The sequence below is a fragment of the Pseudoalteromonas sp. MelDa3 genome (assembly GCF_002863625.1).
Lineage (GTDB): Bacteria > Pseudomonadota > Gammaproteobacteria > Enterobacterales > Alteromonadaceae > Pseudoalteromonas > Pseudoalteromonas arctica.
The window spans coordinates 1-18,545 of sequence record NZ_PJBR01000088.1 but is presented as its reverse complement, the minus strand read 5'-3'; the positions used below and the strand labels follow the sequence as shown (position 1 = coordinate 18,545).

Annotated in this window: 17 protein-coding genes and 1 pseudogene; 13 read left to right on the top strand and 5 right to left on the bottom strand. The window is 40.1% G+C overall.

The annotated features are described in order from the left end of the window. On the bottom strand, positions 1 to 861 hold an 861-nt coding region (speE, locus tag CXF89_RS15050), incomplete at its 3' end, for a polyamine aminopropyltransferase (protein WP_121955067.1). 198 nt (positions 862 to 1,059) lie between these two features. On the opposite strand from speE, the gene speA reads away from it, so the two are divergent. From speA to CXF89_RS15030, 4 genes are read left to right on the top strand one after another with little or no spacing between them, the layout of a single operon-like run. Further along, positions 1,060 to 2,940: a biosynthetic arginine decarboxylase gene (gene speA, locus CXF89_RS15045; protein WP_024591379.1), complete on the top strand. Its 1,881-nt coding sequence runs from the start codon at positions 1,060 to 1,062 to the stop codon at positions 2,938 to 2,940. A gap of 60 nt (positions 2,941 to 3,000) precedes the next feature. Continuing rightward, positions 3,001 to 3,879 carry an acyltransferase gene (locus CXF89_RS15040; protein ID WP_121955066.1) on the top strand — a complete coding sequence of 293 codons (879 nt, stop codon included), beginning with the start codon at positions 3,001 to 3,003 and terminating at the stop codon, positions 3,877 to 3,879. A 25-nt stretch (positions 3,880 to 3,904) separates the two neighbouring features. Next, a complete protein-coding gene (locus CXF89_RS15035; RefSeq protein WP_121955065.1) occupies positions 3,905 to 4,825 on the top strand; it encodes an acetyltransferase in 921 nt (306 codons plus the stop codon). Further along, positions 4,822 to 6,078, top strand: coding sequence for a mechanosensitive ion channel family protein (locus tag CXF89_RS15030; RefSeq protein WP_121955064.1), 1,257 nt, complete (start codon positions 4,822 to 4,824; stop codon positions 6,076 to 6,078). The genes CXF89_RS15035 and CXF89_RS15030 overlap by 4 nt, the downstream gene beginning before the upstream one ends. Here the strand turns inward: CXF89_RS15030 and chrA are convergent. After that, positions 6,038 to 7,192 (bottom strand): chromate efflux transporter, encoded by a 1,155-nt coding sequence (gene chrA, locus CXF89_RS15025; protein ID WP_121955063.1) that lies wholly within the window; start codon positions 7,190 to 7,192, stop codon positions 6,038 to 6,040. The two genes, CXF89_RS15030 and chrA, sit on opposite strands and share 41 nt — an antisense overlap. Before the next feature lie 190 nt (positions 7,193 to 7,382). Between chrA and CXF89_RS15020 the strand changes: the two genes are divergently transcribed. Continuing rightward, entirely contained in the window at positions 7,383 to 8,015 is a 633-nt protein-coding gene (locus CXF89_RS15020) for a YiaD family glycine zipper/OmpA-like lipoprotein (RefSeq protein ID WP_007584604.1), read from the top strand. A gap of 44 nt (positions 8,016 to 8,059) precedes the next feature. Here the strand turns inward: CXF89_RS15020 and CXF89_RS15015 are convergent, their stop codons facing one another. Further along, positions 8,060 to 9,838: an ABC transporter transmembrane domain-containing protein gene (locus CXF89_RS15015; RefSeq protein WP_121955062.1), complete on the bottom strand. Its 1,779-nt coding sequence runs from the start codon at positions 9,836 to 9,838 to the stop codon at positions 8,060 to 8,062. A 91-nt stretch (positions 9,839 to 9,929) separates the two neighbouring features. Here CXF89_RS15015 and CXF89_RS15010 point away from each other — a divergent pair. From CXF89_RS15010 to CXF89_RS14990, 5 genes and pseudogenes are all read left to right on the top strand, one after another. Next, positions 9,930 to 10,328: pseudogene (locus tag CXF89_RS15010) on the top strand (DUF3224 domain-containing protein). A gap of 17 nt (positions 10,329 to 10,345) precedes the next feature. Next, a complete protein-coding gene (locus tag CXF89_RS15005) occupies positions 10,346 to 10,528 on the top strand; it encodes a hypothetical protein (protein WP_024604488.1) in 183 nt (60 codons plus the stop codon). Then, complete coding sequence (locus tag CXF89_RS15000; RefSeq protein ID WP_121955061.1) at positions 10,529 to 11,146, top strand: LysE family translocator; 618 nt, start codon at positions 10,529 to 10,531, stop codon at positions 11,144 to 11,146. Positions 11,147 to 11,212: 66 nt separating this feature from the next. Next, a complete protein-coding gene (locus CXF89_RS14995) occupies positions 11,213 to 11,758 on the top strand; it encodes a PH domain-containing protein (protein WP_121955060.1) in 546 nt (181 codons plus the stop codon). Between the two features lie 37 nt (positions 11,759 to 11,795). Next, the gene (locus tag CXF89_RS14990) at positions 11,796 to 12,191 is read left to right on the top strand and encodes a DUF1801 domain-containing protein (protein ID WP_024591371.1); all 396 of its coding nucleotides are present in this window, start codon (positions 11,796 to 11,798) and stop codon (positions 12,189 to 12,191) included. Positions 12,192 to 12,212: 21 nt separating this feature from the next. Here CXF89_RS14990 and CXF89_RS14985 read toward each other — a convergent pair whose 3' ends face one another. Then, positions 12,213 to 12,557, bottom strand: a complete 345-nt coding sequence (locus CXF89_RS14985; RefSeq protein WP_121955059.1) for a rhodanese-like domain-containing protein — start codon at positions 12,555 to 12,557, stop codon at positions 12,213 to 12,215. 285 nt (positions 12,558 to 12,842) lie between these two features. Here CXF89_RS14985 and CXF89_RS14980 point away from each other — a divergent pair, with 285 nt between their 5' ends. Further along, positions 12,843 to 13,151, top strand: a complete 309-nt coding sequence (locus tag CXF89_RS14980) for an ArsR/SmtB family transcription factor (RefSeq protein ID WP_121955058.1) — start codon at positions 12,843 to 12,845, stop codon at positions 13,149 to 13,151. On the opposite strand, the gene CXF89_RS14975 is transcribed toward CXF89_RS14980, so the two are convergent. Then, the gene (locus CXF89_RS14975; protein ID WP_121955057.1) at positions 13,144 to 13,821 is read right to left on the bottom strand and encodes a nitroreductase family protein; all 678 of its coding nucleotides are present in this window, start codon (positions 13,819 to 13,821) and stop codon (positions 13,144 to 13,146) included. The two genes, CXF89_RS14980 and CXF89_RS14975, sit on opposite strands and share 8 nt — an antisense overlap. A 187-nt stretch (positions 13,822 to 14,008) precedes the next feature. Between CXF89_RS14975 and CXF89_RS14970 the strand changes: the two genes are divergently transcribed. Both CXF89_RS14970 and CXF89_RS14965 read left to right on the top strand, forming a co-directional pair. After that, on the top strand, positions 14,009 to 14,890 hold the full coding sequence (locus CXF89_RS14970; RefSeq protein ID WP_121955056.1) for an ABC transporter ATP-binding protein: 882 nt from the start codon (positions 14,009 to 14,011) through the stop codon (positions 14,888 to 14,890). Positions 14,891 to 14,899: 9 nt separating this feature from the next. Continuing rightward, positions 14,900 to 18,478, top strand: coding sequence for an ABC transporter permease/M1 family aminopeptidase (locus tag CXF89_RS14965; RefSeq protein ID WP_121955055.1), 3,579 nt, complete (start codon positions 14,900 to 14,902; stop codon positions 18,476 to 18,478). Positions 18,479 to 18,545 lie beyond the last annotated feature (67 nt).

Sequence of the window (18,545 nt, the reverse complement as noted above, 5' to 3'; positions counted from 1 at the left end):
TTTTTTATCGAATGCGCGTTTCATGTAGTTAGGTGTAGCGAGTGCGCCATGATGAATACCGCTATTGTAGTATTCACTGTGCTCGGCTATTTGTGCCGCGCCATCTTCTCTAAAGCCGTCAAATGCTTGTGATTTACGTGCAAGTGTTACTGACCATAAACCGCTTGGGTAAATTGGTTGTGGAAATGGTAATGTTTGTAAATCGTTAAAGCCTACGCTTAGCATTGCTTCGCGCATTTCAACTAATAGTGGCATGTGCATAAGTGGTGATTCACTTTGTTGTACTAAAATACCACCTGGGCGCAGTGCATCTAAACAGCTTGTGTAAAACGCATGGTTAAATAAACCCTCACCTGGACCTACCGGATCTGTGCCATCAACAATCACTACGTCGATAGATTCGCCAGCGGCTTCGCGCATGTATTTAATACCGTCGTCAAACATAACCGTTGCACGGGCGTCGTTATTAGATTCACAAAGCTCTGGGAAGTATTTTAACGACATTTGCGTTACTACTTCGTCGATATCTATTTGCGTTACAGTTTCTACGCCTGGGTGTTTTAATACTTCGCGTAAAGTACCGCAGTCGCCGCCGCCAATAATAACGACGTTTTCAGGGTTTGGATGCGCTAAAAGTGCAGGGTGGCTGATCATCTCATGATAAAAGAAGTTTTCGCGGGTTGTTACCATAGTACACCCGTCGATGATCATTAAATTACCAAAGTCTGTGGTTTCAAACATTTCTACCTTTTGAAAAGGAGACTGTTTTTCATCTAACTTTTTATTAATACGTAATGAAAATGCGCTGCCATCGCGGTCGCTAATTTCAGTAAACCACTTACTTTGATCTAAATTTGCCATAGTTGCTATTACACTTTTTAGGTTGAGTATGAAAAAGGGGCAATTCTGCCAGTGCTTGGCGTTTTGCTCAATGACATTTTAACTGATTTGACGAATAAAGTTAGTTAGGAGTGAGTGAAAGTTCAATTTTTGTTAGCCTAGTGGATAGTGACGTATTAAAATGCGCCTTTATACCTAATTGACTAAAGAAGAGTTGCCATGACCTGGGGTTTAGAAACAGCACGCGCCACTTATAACGTTGCTCATTGGAGTGATGGTTATTTTGATATTAACGCACAAGGCGAACTGGTGGCTTACCCAGATGGCGACCAAACAAAACCGGCCATTTCTTTAACGCAATTAACTGAGCAGTTTAAGCAACAAGGTTTAACGTTGCCGGTTTTAGTGCGCTTTACTGATATTTTAAAAAATCGTGTAGACACACTTACTAACGCGTTTACGCAAGCGCGAGCAAATCGTGAATATAACGGAAAATACACCTGTGTTTATCCAATTAAAGTAAATCAACAGCGCTCTGTAGTAAGTAAATTATTAGCGCATCCAAGCGGGCTTGTTGGCTTAGAAGCAGGCTCAAAGCCAGAACTTATGGCTATTTTGGGCGTGGCAAAAGAGCCAATCACTATTGTATGTAACGGCTATAAAGACAGTGAGTTTTTACGCTTAGCGTGTATTGGTCAAGCAATGGGCCACAGCGTAAAAATTGTGGTAGAAAAGCTTTCAGAACTGACCACCTTATTAGAAGAAATAGACAACCTAGGCATTGAACCGGCTATTGGTATTCGCATTCGCCTAAACTCAGTAGGCAAAGGCAAGTGGCAAAACACGGGCGGTGAAAAAGGCAAGTTTGGTTTAACAGCAGGCCAAGTACTAAGTGCTGTTGAAGTGCTTAAAAAGCATAATAAGCTGCACTTAATGCAAATGGTGCATTTTCATATTGGTTCTCAAATTGCCAATATTCGTGATATTCACCGTGCTTTACGTGAATGTGCACGCCACTTTGCTGAGCTTACACAATTAAACGTACCGTTAAATACCGTTGATGTGGGCGGCGGCTTAGGCGTTGATTACGAGGGCTCTGGCTCGCGTAGTGCGTGTTCAATGAATTACACCGTAGAAGAGTATGCGCGTAACGTAGTGAATGCATTTGCAGAAGTGTGCGATCAGCATAACCTTACGCATCCGGCCATTATCACCGAGTCGGGGCGTGCTTTAACTGCTCACCATGCGGTATTAATTACTGATGTAATTGACGTAGAAAAAGCGCCTAATCATTTAAATCCAGAGCCACCGCTTGAAAATAGCGCATTAGTGCTTGATGAAATGTGGCAGTGTTTACAGCGTTTAAACCCGCGTATGGCATTAGAGATTTATCACGACGCTATGCACTTATTTAGCGAAGCGCACGATCAGTACGTGCATGGCTTAGTAAGCATGCTAGAGTGGGCGAAAATAGAGCAGCTTTACTTTACTATTTTACATCGTGTACGGGCATCGCTTAGTAATAACGCGCGCGCGCACCGTGAAGTACTCGACGATTTAAACGAAAAACTTGCAGATAAACTGTTCGTTAACTTTTCATTATTTCAGTCGTTGCCTGATGTATGGGGTATTCAGCAGTTGTTTCCGGTTATGCCAATCGAAAACTTAACTCAGCCATTGACTCAGCGCGCGATTATCCAAGATATTACCTGTGACTCTGACGGGCAAATCCGCGAATACGTTGAAGGCGCTGGTATCGAAACCAGCCTACCAATACCAGAATATAAGCATGGCGAGCAGTACCATATTGCTATGTTTATGGTCGGCGCGTATCAAGAAATTTTAGGCGATTTACATAACCTATTTGGTGACACTGATTCGGTGCACGTAGAGCTTAACGATGAAGGTTATGTGTTAACCAATGCCATAAAAGGTGATAGCGTTAAGGATGTATTAAAGTTTGTTGACTATGATAGCGCCATTTTAGCTGACAACTTTGCGTACCAAGTTAATAAACTTGATGTATCGACGCAGTGTAAAGAAGGTTATTTAGCTGAGCTTAATGCAGGCCTTGAAGGCTATACCTATTTTGAAGATTAATTTGTAAGCAACTGAAAGCGCAGTATTAGTGGCTGCGCAATGTTTAAAGGAATGGAAGTAATGTCAGTTATTCGCAGTGTATTTAGTATTATTTTTTACACAATAAACACACTTTTTTGGTTTGTGCCTATTTTTGTTTGTGGGCTTATAAAGCTTATCCCTATTAAGCCTCTACAAAAGCTTATGAGCTGGGCAGCTAAGCAATTTGCAACTATTTGGGTTACCTTTAATAGCTTAAATCAAGCGTTATTCACGCCAACTAAACTTAATGTAACTGGCCTTGAAGACCTTAAACTAAAGGATTGGTACCTAGTAATAGCAAATCACCAAAGCTGGGTCGATATTTTAGTATTGCAACGTGTGTTTAATCGAAAAATTCCATTTTTAAACTTCTTTTTGAAAAAAGAGCTTATTTACGTGCCTATTTTAGGTTTGTGTTGGTGGGCGCTTGATTTTCCGTTTATGACTCGCACGAGCAAAAGCCAATTAAAAAAGAATCCAAAGTTGCGTGGCAAAGATTTAGAAACCACGCGTAAAGCGTGTGAAAAATTTAAAGAAATGCCGGTAACCGTAGTTAACTTTGTAGAAGGCACTCGTTTTACTACACAAAAGCACGCGCGCCAAAATAGCCCGTTTCCACATTTATTAAAACCAAAAGCCGGCGGGATTGCTTTTGTAATGCAAGCAATGGGCGAGCAAATTACTAAAGTGGTTAACGTTACTATTCAGTACCCTGATGGCATTCCTACATTCATGGATTTTGCTGGTGGTAAGGTAAAAAATATCAACGTCCACGTGGAAGTAAGGCCGGTAAGCGAAGAGCTTATTGGTGACTACACCGGCGATTCTGAATTTAGAGTACGCTTTCAAAGCGAGCTAAATCGTTTATGGGAAAATAAAGAGCAAACATTACAATCGCTCGAAAAACACCCCAAATAAAAGGCAAAAATATGAGCTTACAGTTATGCTAAAAAAGTGGTTACCAAATTGGCTTAACGGCTTAATTGTAGGCTGCGTATTGTTTTCTAACATGATACTTTTTGGCTCGCTAGTATTTGTACTGGGCCTTATTAAGTTATTACTGCCTTTGCCTGTGGTTAACTCTATATTACACAGCGCTTACCGAGGTTGGTGTAACGGCAACCGTTTAGGGCTTTGGTTAGGTTGCCCTAATATTGTGGTTGATATAAGTGGCGACTTAAACTCAAAAAGTTGGTATTTACTTATTTGTAACCACGCGAGTTGGTTAGATATAACCGTACTTAGCTCATTACATGCATTGCCTGCCCCTAAGTTCTTTTTAAAAGATGGGTTAAAATACATGCCTTTTATTGGGACTGGTGCGTGGGCTATGGGTATGCCGTTTATGAAACGGGTAAGCAAAGCGCAACTAGCTAAAAACCCAAAGTTGAAAGGATTAGATGTAGAGCGCACCAAGCGTAGCTGTCGTAATTTTCGTCATCATCCTACTACCATCATTAATTTTGTTGAAGGTACACGCTATACGCCAGCCAAACATAATCTGCAACAAAGTCCTTTTAAGTATTTATTAAAGCCTAAAGCTGGCGGCATCGCTTTTGCGCTTGAAGTATTAGCCGATCAATTTGATGCCATGCTTAATACAAGTTTAGTGTATAGCGGTAAAACAGATCATGTTTGTCGTAACTTGTTAAAAGGTGAGCTAGATTCTATTTATGTTTCAATAAACGTAACGCCCATTAATGAAAGCATGCAGGGCAGCTATCAAAGCGATGACGTATTTAAAGTTAATTTTCAACATTATGTGAATGAGCTATGGGTTGCAAAAGATCAGCAGCTTGCCGACATTTATGCTCAACAAGATTTACCTGAACCACAAATCAGTAAGGAAATTGAAACACTATGACCAACACCCACCTACAGGAATTAATTGCTCCTTGGTTTGAAAAAGTACCCGACGCGGATTTTCTTAGCTCAATCACCGCAGTCTCGATAGGGATCTTTTCTTTATTAATTGTTTACTTATTTACTCGTAGGTTAATGTTACCTGGCATTCAAAAAATAGTGACGAGGCTTTCTCCTGAGCGAATTGGTGCGCTTTCTCCTATGCTTAATAAGCTAAATAAACGTATTGCCGGAATGCTGTGCTGCGTATTGTTTTTAGCTACGTTTGATAGCGTATACCCAGTTAATGAAATTGCAGGAGAAATACTAAAAACGATAGGACAAGCTTTGCTTATTATTTATGCTGGTTTTATTTTTAGCAGTATTGTGAGCATTGCGGGTACTATTTATAACCAGTTAGAGTTTGCCCGCGAGGTCCCTATTCAGGGCTTAATTCAGGTTGTTAAGCTAATAACCTTTATTGTGTGTGCAATTTTAATTGTGAGCATTTTTCTTGAGAAGTCACCTACTTATATTCTCTCTGGCTTTGGTGCTATTGCTGCTGTTACGTTATTAGTATTTAAAGACACTATTTTAGGCTTTGTAGCCAGTATTCAAATAGCAGCAAATCGCCTAGTAACCTATGGTGATTGGATTCAAGTAGAAAATTACGGCGCCGATGGCGAAGTAATTGATTTGGGTTTAAATACTGTAAAGGTACGTAATTGGGATAACACCATAACAACTATTCCAACTTATATGCTAGTTGCGGGTTCGTTTAAAAACTGGCGCGGCATGCAAGAGTCGGGCGGTAGACGTATTAAACGCTCACTCAATATTGATATGCACAGCATTTGTTTAGTGGGTGATGAGTTTAGAAAACAAATTGATGCGGCTATTCCGTTGCACGACTATATTCGAGTGACGACATTACCCGCTCAGGTTTCTAATTTAGGGCTGTTTCGTCGCTATGCTGAAGGCTATTTAAAACAGCACAGTAAAATTAATACGTCGCTTACGTTAATGGTACGAGAGCTACAACCACTTAATCATGGTTTGCCTATTGAGTTTTATTGCTTTAGTGAAGATAAACGCTGGATTTCGTACGAGCATTTACAAGCCGAAATAATGGATCATTTGCTTGCGGTATTACCGGTGTTTGGGCTTAGGGCGTATCAAAGTGTTAGTGGGCAGTTAAGCCCTCCTAACGAGCAACAAACAGATAAGCCAACATTTAGAGTGATGGCAAATAGTGTTGTAAAAGACCCACAGTAATAAACAAAGCTAAGAGCCACCAAATAGGTGGCTTTTTAAATTGCAGCCATGCAAATACAATTATTACTAACGCAACTTGCCAAAGACTATGCACAGCTGATGTCCAGATTGGCGAATACAGTGCAGCCGCTAAAAAACCGACTACCGCAGCATTAAGCGCCGCTATTGAGCTTGCAAAGCGTGGCTTACTTGCCAAGTTAATCCAGCTCTTTTGAAACGCGAGTATAAGTAAAAAACCAGGCATAAATATAAGTAGTGTAGCTATAAGAGCACCCACTAAAGGTTGCTCTGTAGTAAGTTGTGCGCCTAAGTAAGTAGCAATAGTAAACATAGGCCCAGGCACTGCTTGTGCACTCGCGTAAGCACTTAAAAACTGATCATCACTCAATGCTGGTACGCCAGCTTGAAGTACCGGCAGTACTACGTGTCCGCCGCCAAACACCATTGCACCTGCCTGGTAAAAAGGGGCAAACAAAGCAAACTCATGTCCTAGTGGAATAAAGCTCACACCAAGTAAGAGCGCAAATAACCCCAGTGCAATCCAATTAATATTACTTTTTGTACTGCTAACATTTTCTGTGGCTGTACCCAGTTTTAATAAAGGCCATATAGCACCTATTGTTGCAGCGGTTATTAAAATAGCGATTTGAGTTCCCATCATTGGAAATAACACCAAAGCAAGTGTACTCATTACAGCAAGTAACTTAAGCGCAGCACTTGTACAAAAGCTTTTAGCCATACTAAGTGTTGCATCAGCAACTATAACAACGGCAAATAACTTTAAGCCTGCAATAATGGCAAAGTAAACAGCGTCAAACTGATGAGCACTAACCGCAAGCAGCACCATTATTAAAAACGAAGGCAGAGTAAAACCTACAAAAGCAGCTATACCACCCAGTACTCCAGCACGCTCAACACCAATAGCAAAACTAACTTGGCTAGAGCCAGGCCCCGGCAGCGCTTGGCTTAAACTAATAAGTTGTGCGTAACGCGTGTTAGTTAACCAATTTAACGAGTCTACAAAGTGGCGTTTAAAATAACCTAAATGCGCAGCAGGGCCGCCAAAGCTCATACACCCTAGTAAAAAAAACTGTCTAAAAATAGCAATTAACATTGCGCCAATATCCTTTGTAAAATTCATTAAATTGTCACAGCGTAGTATGACATTTTTATTAAAATGACACATTAGTTTGAGGTCTGTTTAACAATCAAGCAAGATGCGTTGCTTTTAACACTCTCTTCATAGTTTGTTCATACATGTATTTGCATACTCTTGCTAAATTCTTAATGAATAGGGTATCACCATGACTTTAACTAAATCACTTTTAAGCGTAACCGTAGTAGCTGTATTACTTTCTGGTTGTGAAATGAATAACACAGGTAAAGGAGCCGCTATAGGCGCCGCAGCCGGAGGTGTATTAGGTAAGGCTACGGGTAATCATAAAGATAAACGTATTTTTATTGGTGCAGCAATTGGGGCACTTGCGGGCGCAGCTGTTGGCGACTACATGGATAAACAAGAAGAAGCATTTCGTGATGAGCTAGCAGGTTCAGGTGTTGAAGTAGTACGAGAGGGTGATAATTTACGTTTAGTAATGCCATCAAACATTACGTTTGCGACTGCTCAGTCTTACATTTCATCAGGCTTTAACGATACGTTAGATGCGATTGCTAAAGTAATGAACAAGTACGAAAAAACCTACCTTAGTGTGCAAGGGCATACTGACAGTACGGGTAAAGATAGCTTCAACATGAACCTATCGCGTGAACGCGCACAAAGTGTGAAAGACTACTTAGTGAACCAACAAATTATGGCTACACGTGTTAGCACTATGGGCTATGGCGAAACACGCCCAATTGCAACTAATGATAGTGCAAATGGCCGTGCTCAAAACCGTCGCGTAGAAATTCAGATAGTGCCAAATACTGAAGGTTAGGGTTCTTGAACTTTGTAAATTTAACCTTAAAAGGTCAACAGACCCTAATCCTTATTAAACTGTAATTCACACAGTTTTTGATACAACGGGTTACTTGCTACTAATTCTTGGTGGGTACCCGTTGCTATAATCTCTCCATTTTCCATGACTACAATTACATCGGCATGTTTTACCGTTGCCAGCCTATGGGCAATTATTAACGTTGTTCTGTTTTGCATTAAATGCTCAAGTGCAGCTTGTACATGGTGTTCGCTTTGCGCATCCAGCGCGCTGGTGGCTTCATCAAGAAGGAGTATTTCAGGGTCTTTTAATATAGCGCGTGCCAGTACAATACGCTGCTTTTGCCCACCCGATAACCTCACACCCTGCTCACCTAAAAAGCTGTTATAACCTTGCGGTAACTGTTTGATAAATTCATCGGCATGCGCATACTTTGCTGCGGCATATACTTGCTCATCGGTTGCACTTGGGTTGCCGTAACGAATGTTATGCATTACATCGGAGCTAAATAAAATAGGGTTTTGCGCTACCATGCCCATTTTATTGCGCAGAGTATTAAGTGATAAATCTTTAATGTTTACATCTTTAAATTTAATGGCTCCGCTAGCAGGATCGTAAAAGCGCTGTAGTAATTCAAATAATGTTGTTTTACCTGCGCCAGAAGGGCCAACAATTGCCACGGTTTGGCCTTGATTTATATTTAGGCTTATTTTATTAAGCGCGCTTACGTCTGGGCGAGAAGGGTAGTTAAAGCTTATATTTTCAAGCGTAATAGCAGGGCTACTACTATCATGCAGTAAATGACTATCTTGTGGGTTTAGCGGGTTTTCTATCTCACTTTTAACAGCAAGTAACTCAAGTAATCTCGCCGCAGCGCCTGCTGCACGTTGTAGTTCGCCATATACTTCAGCAACGGTTGCCACCGACATTGCAACCATAATAGCGTAAAACACAAACGCACCTAGCTCACCCCCGCTCATGGTGCCTGCAAGTACGTCATTACCACCTACCCATAACATAGCGCTAATGGCACTAAAGGTTAAAAAAATCACCACGGCTATTAAAAATGAACGTTGCTTAATACGTTTTTTAGCCACGTTAAAGGCTTTTTCGGTCTCAAGCGCAAAGGCATGTTGCTCTTGCTCTTCATGGCTATAGCTTTGCACTACTTTAATATTTTGTATGATTTCTCCGGCATAGGTACTTATGTCGGCAATGGCATCTTGGCTAGAGCTTGCGAGTTTGCGTACCTTGCGACCAAATACCATCATGGGTACAAGTACCAGTGGTACACAGGCTACAACCACTAAAGTAAGTTTTAAATTAGTGAACAACAGCATAGCTAAGCCACCAATCAACATAAGTACACTGCGCAGCGCCATAGAAAAAGATGAACCGATAATTGATTGCAGTAATGTGGTGTCGGTGGTTAAACGCGACATAAGCTCGCCACTGCGGTTTTCTTCAAAGTAGCTAGGGTGCAGCGTTACAATGCGATTAAATACGGCTTTTCGAATATCGTTACTGACTCGTTCGCCAATCCACGACATTAAATAAAAACGGCTAAAGGTACCTATCGCTAATAAGCTGATTAAACCAATAAGTACTAATACGGCCTGCTGTAATTGGGCCTTTGATCCTGCAATAAAGCCATGATCAATAACAAATTTAACACCTTGCCCTAATGACAAGTTAACGCCTGCGGTAACTAATAACGCAGCTAGGGCGGCTACTACCATCCATTTGTACGGTTTAATAAACGCAAAAACAGGTAATAAACTGCTAAACGCAGCTTTTTCGGATGCAGAGGTGTTTTTTGACATAGTGGATTCTTTTTAAAGGTTAAGGTATAGATATGGCACTAAGATAATAAAAATCAATACTCTTAAATATTAGCATCAATAAGGAATTGTTATGACAACAAAAATAATAAGCGGTGAATTTACAGTGGCTTTAGCGCCTATTGAAGGTTATGCCAAAGGTCAGCAAGGTATTAACTTAGGACGTATGTCGATTGATAAAACATTTAAAGGTGACTTAAATGCTACAAGCCAAGACGAGATGCTTAGTGCAATGACGCCAACCCAAGGCAGTGCGGGTTACGTGGCAATAGAGCAAGTGATAGGTGAGCTTGAAGGTAAGCAGGGCAGTTTTGTACTGCAACACTTTGGCACTATGGATAAAGGACAAGACAGTCTTATTTTAAATGTTATTCCTGATTCAGGCACCTATTAGCTAAAAGGGTTAACTGGCAGTATGAAAATACGAATTGAGCAAGGGATTCACCACTACGATTTTGAATACACTTTATAAGATACACAAGGATTAAAATGCAAAAAGTAATCGAATTTAGAAAGACCCGTTTTTTGGGTGGGGTAGATATAGTCGCACTGAATGACCGCATACAGGAATTAAACCAAGATGGCTGGAAAGTAATAAACGCAGTGCCCTTGGCAGGTTTTTATGGGCAAGTGCACGGTTATACATTACTTATTGAAACTGACGAGCTTTAAATGACATTTACAGTATGGTTAAGCCTAGCGGCTATTTGTATGATGGGCGCAATGTCGCCAGGACCAAGTTTAGCGGTGGTTTTAAAGCACTCACTTAACGGTAGTATGAAAAACGGTATGCTTGCCGCGCTCAGTCATGGTACTGGCGTTGGCTTGTATGCCGGTGCATCGTTATTAGGGTTAGGCGCTTTAATGACGCAGTTTCCAACTGTTTATCAAATACTAGTTTACTTAGGTGCGGCCTATTTGGCGTATTTAGGTTTAAAAATACTATTAGCAAAACCCAATAATGACGAACTGCAAGTACAAAAAAGTGAGATAAGCGCAGTTAAAGCATTACAAGATGGCTTTGCCATTGCTTTTTTGAACCCCAAGCTCGCTATTTTCTTTTTAGCCTTGTTCTCACAGTTTATTGACCCGCAAAATCTCACTTTAAGCATTGGCATTATTATGTGCTTAACCGTGTTTGTAATTGATACAGGTTGGTATTTACTAGTTGCAGTACTTACTGAGGTTTCAAAAAATCGCTTTGGTTTTACTAAGCAGAACCCATGGCTTGATAAAATACTGGGGGTTGTGTTTATTGCTCTTGCTATAAAAGTCGTTATTAGTTTGTAAGATTGAGTAGAGATTATTGAAGTTTGCAGAGTGTATTTGTAGTTATATAGATAAAGGATTAAAACAATGACAAAACATATTTTAAAAAGTGCATCTTTCGACCCGAAGGTTCAGCAATATTGGATTCTAATGGCCGCTTTTTTTAGTGTACTAGCGCTGGTGACTATTCCGTTGTTACCCATTGTTTTAGCGATTGTATGGCTGGTGGGCGGGCGAATACTCGCAGCTATGTCGGCTGACTTATTACCACAAAAATTGGTAGTTAAACGTGGCATATTATTTAAAGAAGAAAAATCTATTCCGCTTGAAAAAATAACAGATGTAGGGTTAAGCCAAGGGCCGCTCATGCGAATTTTTGGATTATATCGTTTAAGCTTTGAAACGGCAGGGCAGTCAGGAAATGGTGCTTTAGTGTCTTTGCTTGGTGTGGTTAATGCGAGTGAGTTTAGAGAGGCGATACTTGAGCAAAAAGATGTATTGGCTAATCAAGGTAAAACGTCGCAGCAGGCAACAGAGCAAAGTGAGAAAGAGCTACTGAGAGCACTTACTTATAGTGTTAAAAATATTGAGCAGATGCTACTTGTTTTAGTTGATGAAAGGCAGCAAAAGTAACCTGTTTTAAACTTGTAATACTTATAAGGATGTTTTTATGAATACGGATATAAAAAATATATTTAATAATCATCCTGAGGCAGCTAAAAGTACGCTTATACAATTACGAGAGCTAATTTATACCGTAGCACAAGAGCAAAACTTAGGAGCTGTTGAAGAGTCTTTAAAGTGGGGAGAGCCAAGTTATAACACAATAAATGGTAGCCCCATTCGCGTAGGCTTTAAGGGCTCATCGTGTTATTTGTTTTTTCATTGCCAATCTAAGCTAGTAAGCACATTTAGAGAGTTGTACTCTCATAATCTTATCTTTGAAGGAAATAGAGCAATAGTGTTAAATAGTGAAAAGCCATTACCAGAACACCCAGTTAAAGAGTGTATTAAATTAGCACTGACTTATCACAGCGTTAAACACCTACCTTTGTTAGGCGCATAATTATAAGTACTTAGTAGATACTTAAAATACGCTACATATTTGGTTTGCGTCACAGGTAATAACAGTCACGTTTTCATAACCCACACGCGTTAATGCTTCTGCTCCCAACGTTGCGCGTGCACCACTTGCGCAGTGCACGTAAATAGGGCGAGCTGCGTCTTTTTCTATTTCCATTAGTTTCATCTCGAGTAATCCACGCGGAATATTTATAGCGCCGGCAGCCGATTTTGTCGCGTGCTCTGCAGGTTCTCGCACATCAATAAGTAAACCTTTATTTTGTTCAAGCTCGAGTTTTGCTCGCGCTGCGTCAATACGGCGTTGGTTAGGTGTGATAATTTTTAGTAAGTCAGGGATTGATGTAAGCATTAGTTTGTAAATCCTCTTTTTCTTAAAAAAGACATTAATAGGTGCTACTTGGTATAAGTAGGTTGAATTGAGTTAATACTTATAAATAACGTTAAAAACTGAAAGTTACTTTATATAAAGTAACTTAATAGTGCGGATACTGCTACAGCACTTCCGCCGATTAATAAAATGGCATCGCTAGTTTCATGGCCATCTTAATATTAGTAAAACCTAATGTTAATTATATTAGAACTTACTAATGTAAAAGTCTATACTTAAAAAGGTATCAAAAAGAGAAATAATAAAATGAATATTGAACAACTAGCTGTCAACGCAGAGCAAGCCGAACAGTTTTTAAAATTAATGGCTAACAAAAATCGCTTAATGATTTTATGTAGTTTATTACAAGGTGAGCAAAGTGTAGGTGAGCTAAATAAAAATGTACCTTTAGCACAGTCAGCGTTATCTCAGCATTTAGCAAGTTTACGCAAGGCAGATATGGTTGCTACTCGCAGAGAAGGGCACACTATTTATTACTCATTGACCGATCCAAAAGTTGAGTCGATCATTGCTTTGCTATATGAGTGGTTTTGCCGACAAGAAGATACTAAATAAACGTAGCTATTTCATCGAGTGATTTTTTATCCAGTGCATGAGCCGGTATTGTTGCATCATCACTTGGGTAGCCTGCAATAAGTAGCATGTATGGGCGTTCATTATCTCTATCGCGATTACATATGTCGGTTAAAAAGCTCATTGGCTTTGGAGTATGAGTAAGGGTTGACAAACCACTGCGGTGCAAAGCTTGAATTAAAAAGCCGGTAGCTAAACCAACAGACTCATGCACATAATAATTCGTATTTTTATCATCGGTGCTTACACCGCCCTTTTTTTGACTAAATACAGCTATAAGCCAAGGTGCATGCTCTAAATAAGGTTTATTGGCGTCGGTACCTAACGGCTTTAGCGCATCTAACCATTCTTCACCTGCTCTGCCTTCGTAAAAAGAACGCTCTAGCTTTTCGGCGGCTTCTCTTATTTGTTTTTTTACATCGCTACTGTTTATAGCCACAAAATGCCAAGGCTGATGATTCGCTCCACTAGGTGCTGTGCCAGCTGCTTTTATACATGCTTCAATAATATTTTTTGGTACTGGGCGATCGCTAAAGCTGCGAATGCTATGGCGGCGTTGGCTGGTTTGTAAAAACTCGTTAGCACGATTTAGCATTTCGTTGTGTGGATATTCTATAAAGTCATTTAACGGCTGGCTTTGGTGATCTTGCATGGCTTTTCGCTTCTTATAAAAAGTATATGTGGTTTTTATACCGAGTGAATACAGTGCAGGCAAGTGTTATGAGTTTAAATTATGTTTATTTGTTGTTACAAATTTAACTAACAAGTAACTTATGTTCCTGTTTTTCTTGTGATATAAAACATTATAAAAATAATTACTCATATTCAAGGAAGTAAAAATGCTATCAATAATTGGGTTATCTAAAACCTACGATAACGGCGTACATGCACTACAAGGTGTTGATTTATCTATCGGTAAAGGGATGTTTGGATTGCTTGGGCCAAATGGCGCAGGTAAATCATCGCTTATGCGTACCATTGCAACACTGCAGTCGGCTGATTCAGGTTCAATTACTTTTGATGGCATTGATGTATTTAAAGACCCACAGGCACTGCGCCAACGCTTAGGTTACTTACCACAAGATTTTGGTGTGTACCCGCGTGTTAGTGCTTACGACTTACTGGACCATATGGCTGTTTTAAAGGGTATTCATAATAAAGCAGAGCGTAAAGAGTCGGTTGAAGGATTACTTGCGCACACTAATTTATATCAACATCGCTCAAAAGCGGTCAGTGGCTTTTCGGGCGGTATGCGCCAGCGTTTTGGTATTGCACAAGCGTTATTAGGCGACCCTGATTTACTAATCGTTGATGAACCAACAGCGGGGCTAGATCCAGAGGAACGTAATCGTTTTCATAACTTGTTAGTAAGCTTAGGCGAGCAAAAAGTAGTTATATTATCGACCCACATTGTTGAAGATGTAGCAGAGCTTTGCCCAAACATGGCGGTGTTGACTGGCGGTAAAATACTATTAGAGGGCAACCCAATTGCCCTTACCGATAAACTCCAAGGGCAAATCTGGCGCAAAGCCATGAGCCAAGAGGAAGCGCTAGAGCTTGAACCGCAACTGCCTGTTATTTCTAAGCGCTTATTTGCAGGGAAAACCATATTACATGTATTAGCCGAACAAGCCCCTGAAGGTTTTGAGCTCAGCAGTGCAAACCTAGAAGATGTGTATTTTTCTACGTTGCTTAATCATCGTAACAGCCAAGTAGCATAAGGGGGCGCTATGTTTTTTAATATGCTCGCGTTTGAGCTGCGCTATTTTGTGCGTCAGCCTTCGTTTTATGTGACCTCATTAATATTCTTTTTTATGGCGTTTTTTATAAGCTCCAGTAGTAAGTTTCCGTTAGGTGGGGCGAATGTTCATATGAACTCGCCTTTCTCTATTATGCTTTTAACCGTTACATTTTGTACACTCGCTATGTTTTTAGTGGTTAACTTCGTTGCCAGCTCTGCTATTCGCAACAGTGAAAGCAAAATGGATGAGCTGGTTTTTAGTAAGCCCGTTAATCCTCTTGCTTATCAATCAGGACGTTTTTTTGGTGCTTACTTGGTTGTACTTATTGTGTTTTTAAGCGTGCCATTGGGTGTGTTTTTAGGGTCGCAATTTGGTTTATTAGTTGGCTGGCTCGATGGCGAATTGATTGGTCCTAATAAGCTAATGTACTACGCTGCGCCTTATCTTTATTTAGCCGTGCCAAGTTTACTTGTGCTTTCGGCTATTTTTAATAGTGTAGCGGTCTATTTTAAAACCATGATGTCGGTGTATGTAGCAGCTGTTGTGATTTTTATAGCCTATCAAATTGCCGGCGTTTACTTTGATGATTTAGCATTTAGAAATATTGTTGTTTACGCCGACCCATTTGGCTCTGGTTCGTTAATTGATTTAACACGTTATTGGACTGTAAATGATAAAAACACAGAAGTGCTAACGCTCACAGGTGACCTTTTAGTTAACCGTATATTGTGGGTGGCAATCAGTGTTGCAATGTTTTTTGGCCTTGGAAAGCTAAGCAATCGCATAGTAACTAAAAAACAGAAGAAGCAATTTAAAGTCTCTGCTTTTGTACAAAATAAACAAGCTGCACTTATCAATAGTGCTAAAAATTATAAATCAGCGGGGGTTAGTACTAAATCTCAGCTAATAATGCGCAGTATATTCGAACTTAAACAAGTTATATTTAGTGCTCCTTTTATGATTTTAGCGGGTGTAAGCATTGTAACGCTTATGATCCCTCTGTTTGCGCCTATTGGTGCTTATGGCACTACTAACTGGCCTTTAACTCAGAATATGGTAAATGTTATTAGTGGTATTTCCGGTTTATTTTTGTTTGTTATTATCGCTTTTTATAGTGCTGAGCTTGTGTGGCGAGAGCGACAAAGTGGCATGGGCGATATTGTTGACAGCTTTCCTGTACATAACAGTGTTTTTTGGGTGTCAAAAATACTGGCTTTAATCGCCGCTATTTCTGGGTTGTTCCTCGTGGGAATGATACTCACAATTACAGTTCAGTTATTTAAAGGTCAATTTAATTTAGAGCTAGGACAGTATTTATTTAGGATTGTTTATTTATCGATTTTACCGTTAATTATGCTGACGGTACTCGCCTTCTTTTTACAAATTATTAGCCCGAATAAATATGTAGGAATGGGCTTGTTTATTTTGTATTACATAGCGCAAAAAGTAATGGGTTCTTATGGGTTTGAGCATCATATGTATCACTTTTCGCAAAGCAGTAGCGTACCGTATTCTGATATAAATGGTTATGGGCACTTTTTACAAGGCGCGCATTGGTACACATTATATTGGGGGGCGTTAAGTCTTGTTTTAGCGATTGTTGGGTTTGCGTTATGGCATCGTGGTCCTTCACAAACGCTGGGCACACGCCTGTCTATGCTTCGTTATAATATGTCGTTAAAAGGGCAAGCGGTTGCGGTTATTAGTGCATTAGTGTTTGTTGGTGCAGGCTACAATATTTATAACAACACGCGAGTTTTGAATGAGTTTACTACGAGCGATGAGTTTCAAGACAAGCAAATAAGTTATGAGCAGCAGTTTGCACAATACAAAGACTTAGCAGTGCCTATGGTGACCGATGTTGACTTAACTGTTGATATTTATCCAAAAAAGCGTGCTTTAAGTGCTGTGGCAAAAATTAAATTTACCAATACCTCTAACGAGCCAATTACGCGAGTATTGATCACCTCACCTCAACACGCTAAAAGTTGGGATGTAGCCATGGCAGGCGGTAAGATAGTTGAAAAATTACCAGCGCTTTACTCAGCATGGTTTGAGTTTGAGCAGCCGCTTATGCCAAACGAAATAAGAGAAGGACAACTGTCGGTTACTCGCGATCATACAGGCTTTACTGATCAAGGCTCTGATACACAATTGGTTGCCAATGGCACTTTTATTAATAATTTGGAACTCCTTCCTAGCTTTGGCTATAACCGTGGTTTACAAGTAGCTGACAAATTTGAGCGCCGTAAGCATGATTTACCTGAGCTTGAACGTGCCCATAAGCTAGAAGACAGTCAGTACTATACACAAAGTGATTTTGGTGCAGCTAATGGGTTTATTAACTTTAAGGCGACGGTAACCACCGATGAGTCGCAATTTGCGATTACCCCAGGGTATTTACAAAGTGAAAGTGTACAAGATGGACGCCGCACTTTTGTTTATGAAATGGATGCACCTATTTTAAACTTTTATGCGGTGCTTTCAGCTGAGCTTGAAAGTAAAAAGGTTGAGCATAATGGGGTAAATATTGAGGTGTACTACCACAAAAATCATGCATGGAATGTTGACCGTATGATTGAGTCGGTACAAGACTCGATAGATTACTTTACACAAGCATTTGGGCCGTATCAGCATAAACAACTACGTATTATTGAATTTCCTAAGTATCGCTCGTTTGCACAAAGTTTTGCCAACACAGTGCCATACTCCGAAAGCATGGGGTTTATTACAGACTTAAGAGATGAGAGTAAAGTTGACTACCCTTACTATGTTACCGCACATGAAGTAGCGCACCAATGGTGGGGGCATCAAGTATCGGCGGCTAATGTAGAGGGGAGCGCGGTTATTTCTGAAACGCTTTCACAGTACAGTGCGCTTATGGTGCTTGAGAAACGCTTTGGCGCAGAGAAGCTACGTAAGTTTTTAAAATATGAGCTTGATAGGTACTTAATAGGGCGTACAGGGGAAGCCTTTGAAGAAATGCCACTATATAAAACACAGTCGCAACAATATCTTCATTACAATAAAGGATCAGTTGTGATGATGGCGATTTATGATCGTTTAGGTGAAAAACGTTTAAATAATGCACTCAAAGCATTTTTAAATGAATTTCAGTACCAGTCAACGCCATACCCAACTACGCTTGATTTACTTAGCTATTTAAAACAAGACGCAACGCAAGCAGAACAAAGTTTTATTGACGATCAGTTTAAATATATCACTTTGTATGAGCTTGAGATGAAAGACGTTTCAGTTACAGATAGCGTTGATAGCGAAGGATTTTATACTGTAACACTTAGCGTAGAAGCCGTTAAACAGCGTGCGGATGGCCAAGGTGAAGAAACCGAGCAACCACTCGATGAGCTAATTGATATTGCATTATTTAGCGACGACCCTGAAAACTTACTCGCTGAAGACTTTGTTATTTACTCGCAAAAGCATCAAATAGTATCTGGTACCAATACTATTGAGCTTAAAGTAAAAGAAAAACCACTATTTGCGGGGGTAGATCCTTACATTAAGCTAGTCGACAAGGACAGTAAAAATAATTTAGCTAAATTCTAACGTCTATTTATTTACTAAGCACTTAAACTGACTACTTTAAAGGCCGCATTTATGCGGCCTTTATGCG

Bases quoted from the DNA above. Each gene is read 5' to 3' on its own strand.
- CXF89_RS15030 (WP_121955064.1), top strand. From the start codon at position 4,822: ATGACCAACACCCACCTACAGGAATTAATTGCTCCTTGGTTTGAAAAA.
- CXF89_RS14965 (WP_121955055.1), top strand. From the start codon at position 14,900: ATGTTTTTTAATATGCTCGCGTTTGAGCTGCGCTATTTTGTGCGTCAG.
- CXF89_RS14970 (WP_121955056.1), top strand. From the start codon at position 14,009: ATGCTATCAATAATTGGGTTATCTAAAACCTACGATAACGGCGTACAT.
- CXF89_RS15005 (WP_024604488.1), top strand. From the start codon at position 10,346: ATGCAAAAAGTAATCGAATTTAGAAAGACCCGTTTTTTGGGTGGGGTA.
- CXF89_RS15020 (WP_007584604.1), top strand. From the start codon at position 7,383: ATGACTTTAACTAAATCACTTTTAAGCGTAACCGTAGTAGCTGTATTA.
- CXF89_RS15035 (WP_121955065.1), top strand. From the start codon at position 3,905: ATGCTAAAAAAGTGGTTACCAAATTGGCTTAACGGCTTAATTGTAGGC.
- CXF89_RS14980 (WP_121955058.1), top strand. From the start codon at position 12,843: ATGAATATTGAACAACTAGCTGTCAACGCAGAGCAAGCCGAACAGTTT.
- CXF89_RS14995 (WP_121955060.1), top strand. From the start codon at position 11,213: ATGACAAAACATATTTTAAAAAGTGCATCTTTCGACCCGAAGGTTCAG.
- speA (WP_024591379.1), top strand. From the start codon at position 1,060: ATGACCTGGGGTTTAGAAACAGCACGCGCCACTTATAACGTTGCTCAT.
- CXF89_RS15000 (WP_121955061.1), top strand. From the start codon at position 10,529: ATGACATTTACAGTATGGTTAAGCCTAGCGGCTATTTGTATGATGGGC.
- CXF89_RS15015 (WP_121955062.1), bottom strand. From the start codon at position 9,838: ATGTCAAAAAACACCTCTGCATCCGAAAAAGCTGCGTTTAGCAGTTTA.
- chrA (WP_121955063.1), bottom strand. From the start codon at position 7,192: ATGTTAATTGCTATTTTTAGACAGTTTTTTTTACTAGGGTGTATGAGC.
- CXF89_RS14985 (WP_121955059.1), bottom strand. From the start codon at position 12,557: ATGCTTACATCAATCCCTGACTTACTAAAAATTATCACACCTAACCAA.
- CXF89_RS14975 (WP_121955057.1), bottom strand. From the start codon at position 13,821: ATGCAAGATCACCAAAGCCAGCCGTTAAATGACTTTATAGAATATCCA.
- CXF89_RS14990 (WP_024591371.1), top strand. From the start codon at position 11,796: ATGAATACGGATATAAAAAATATATTTAATAATCATCCTGAGGCAGCT.
- CXF89_RS15040 (WP_121955066.1), top strand. From the start codon at position 3,001: ATGTCAGTTATTCGCAGTGTATTTAGTATTATTTTTTACACAATAAAC.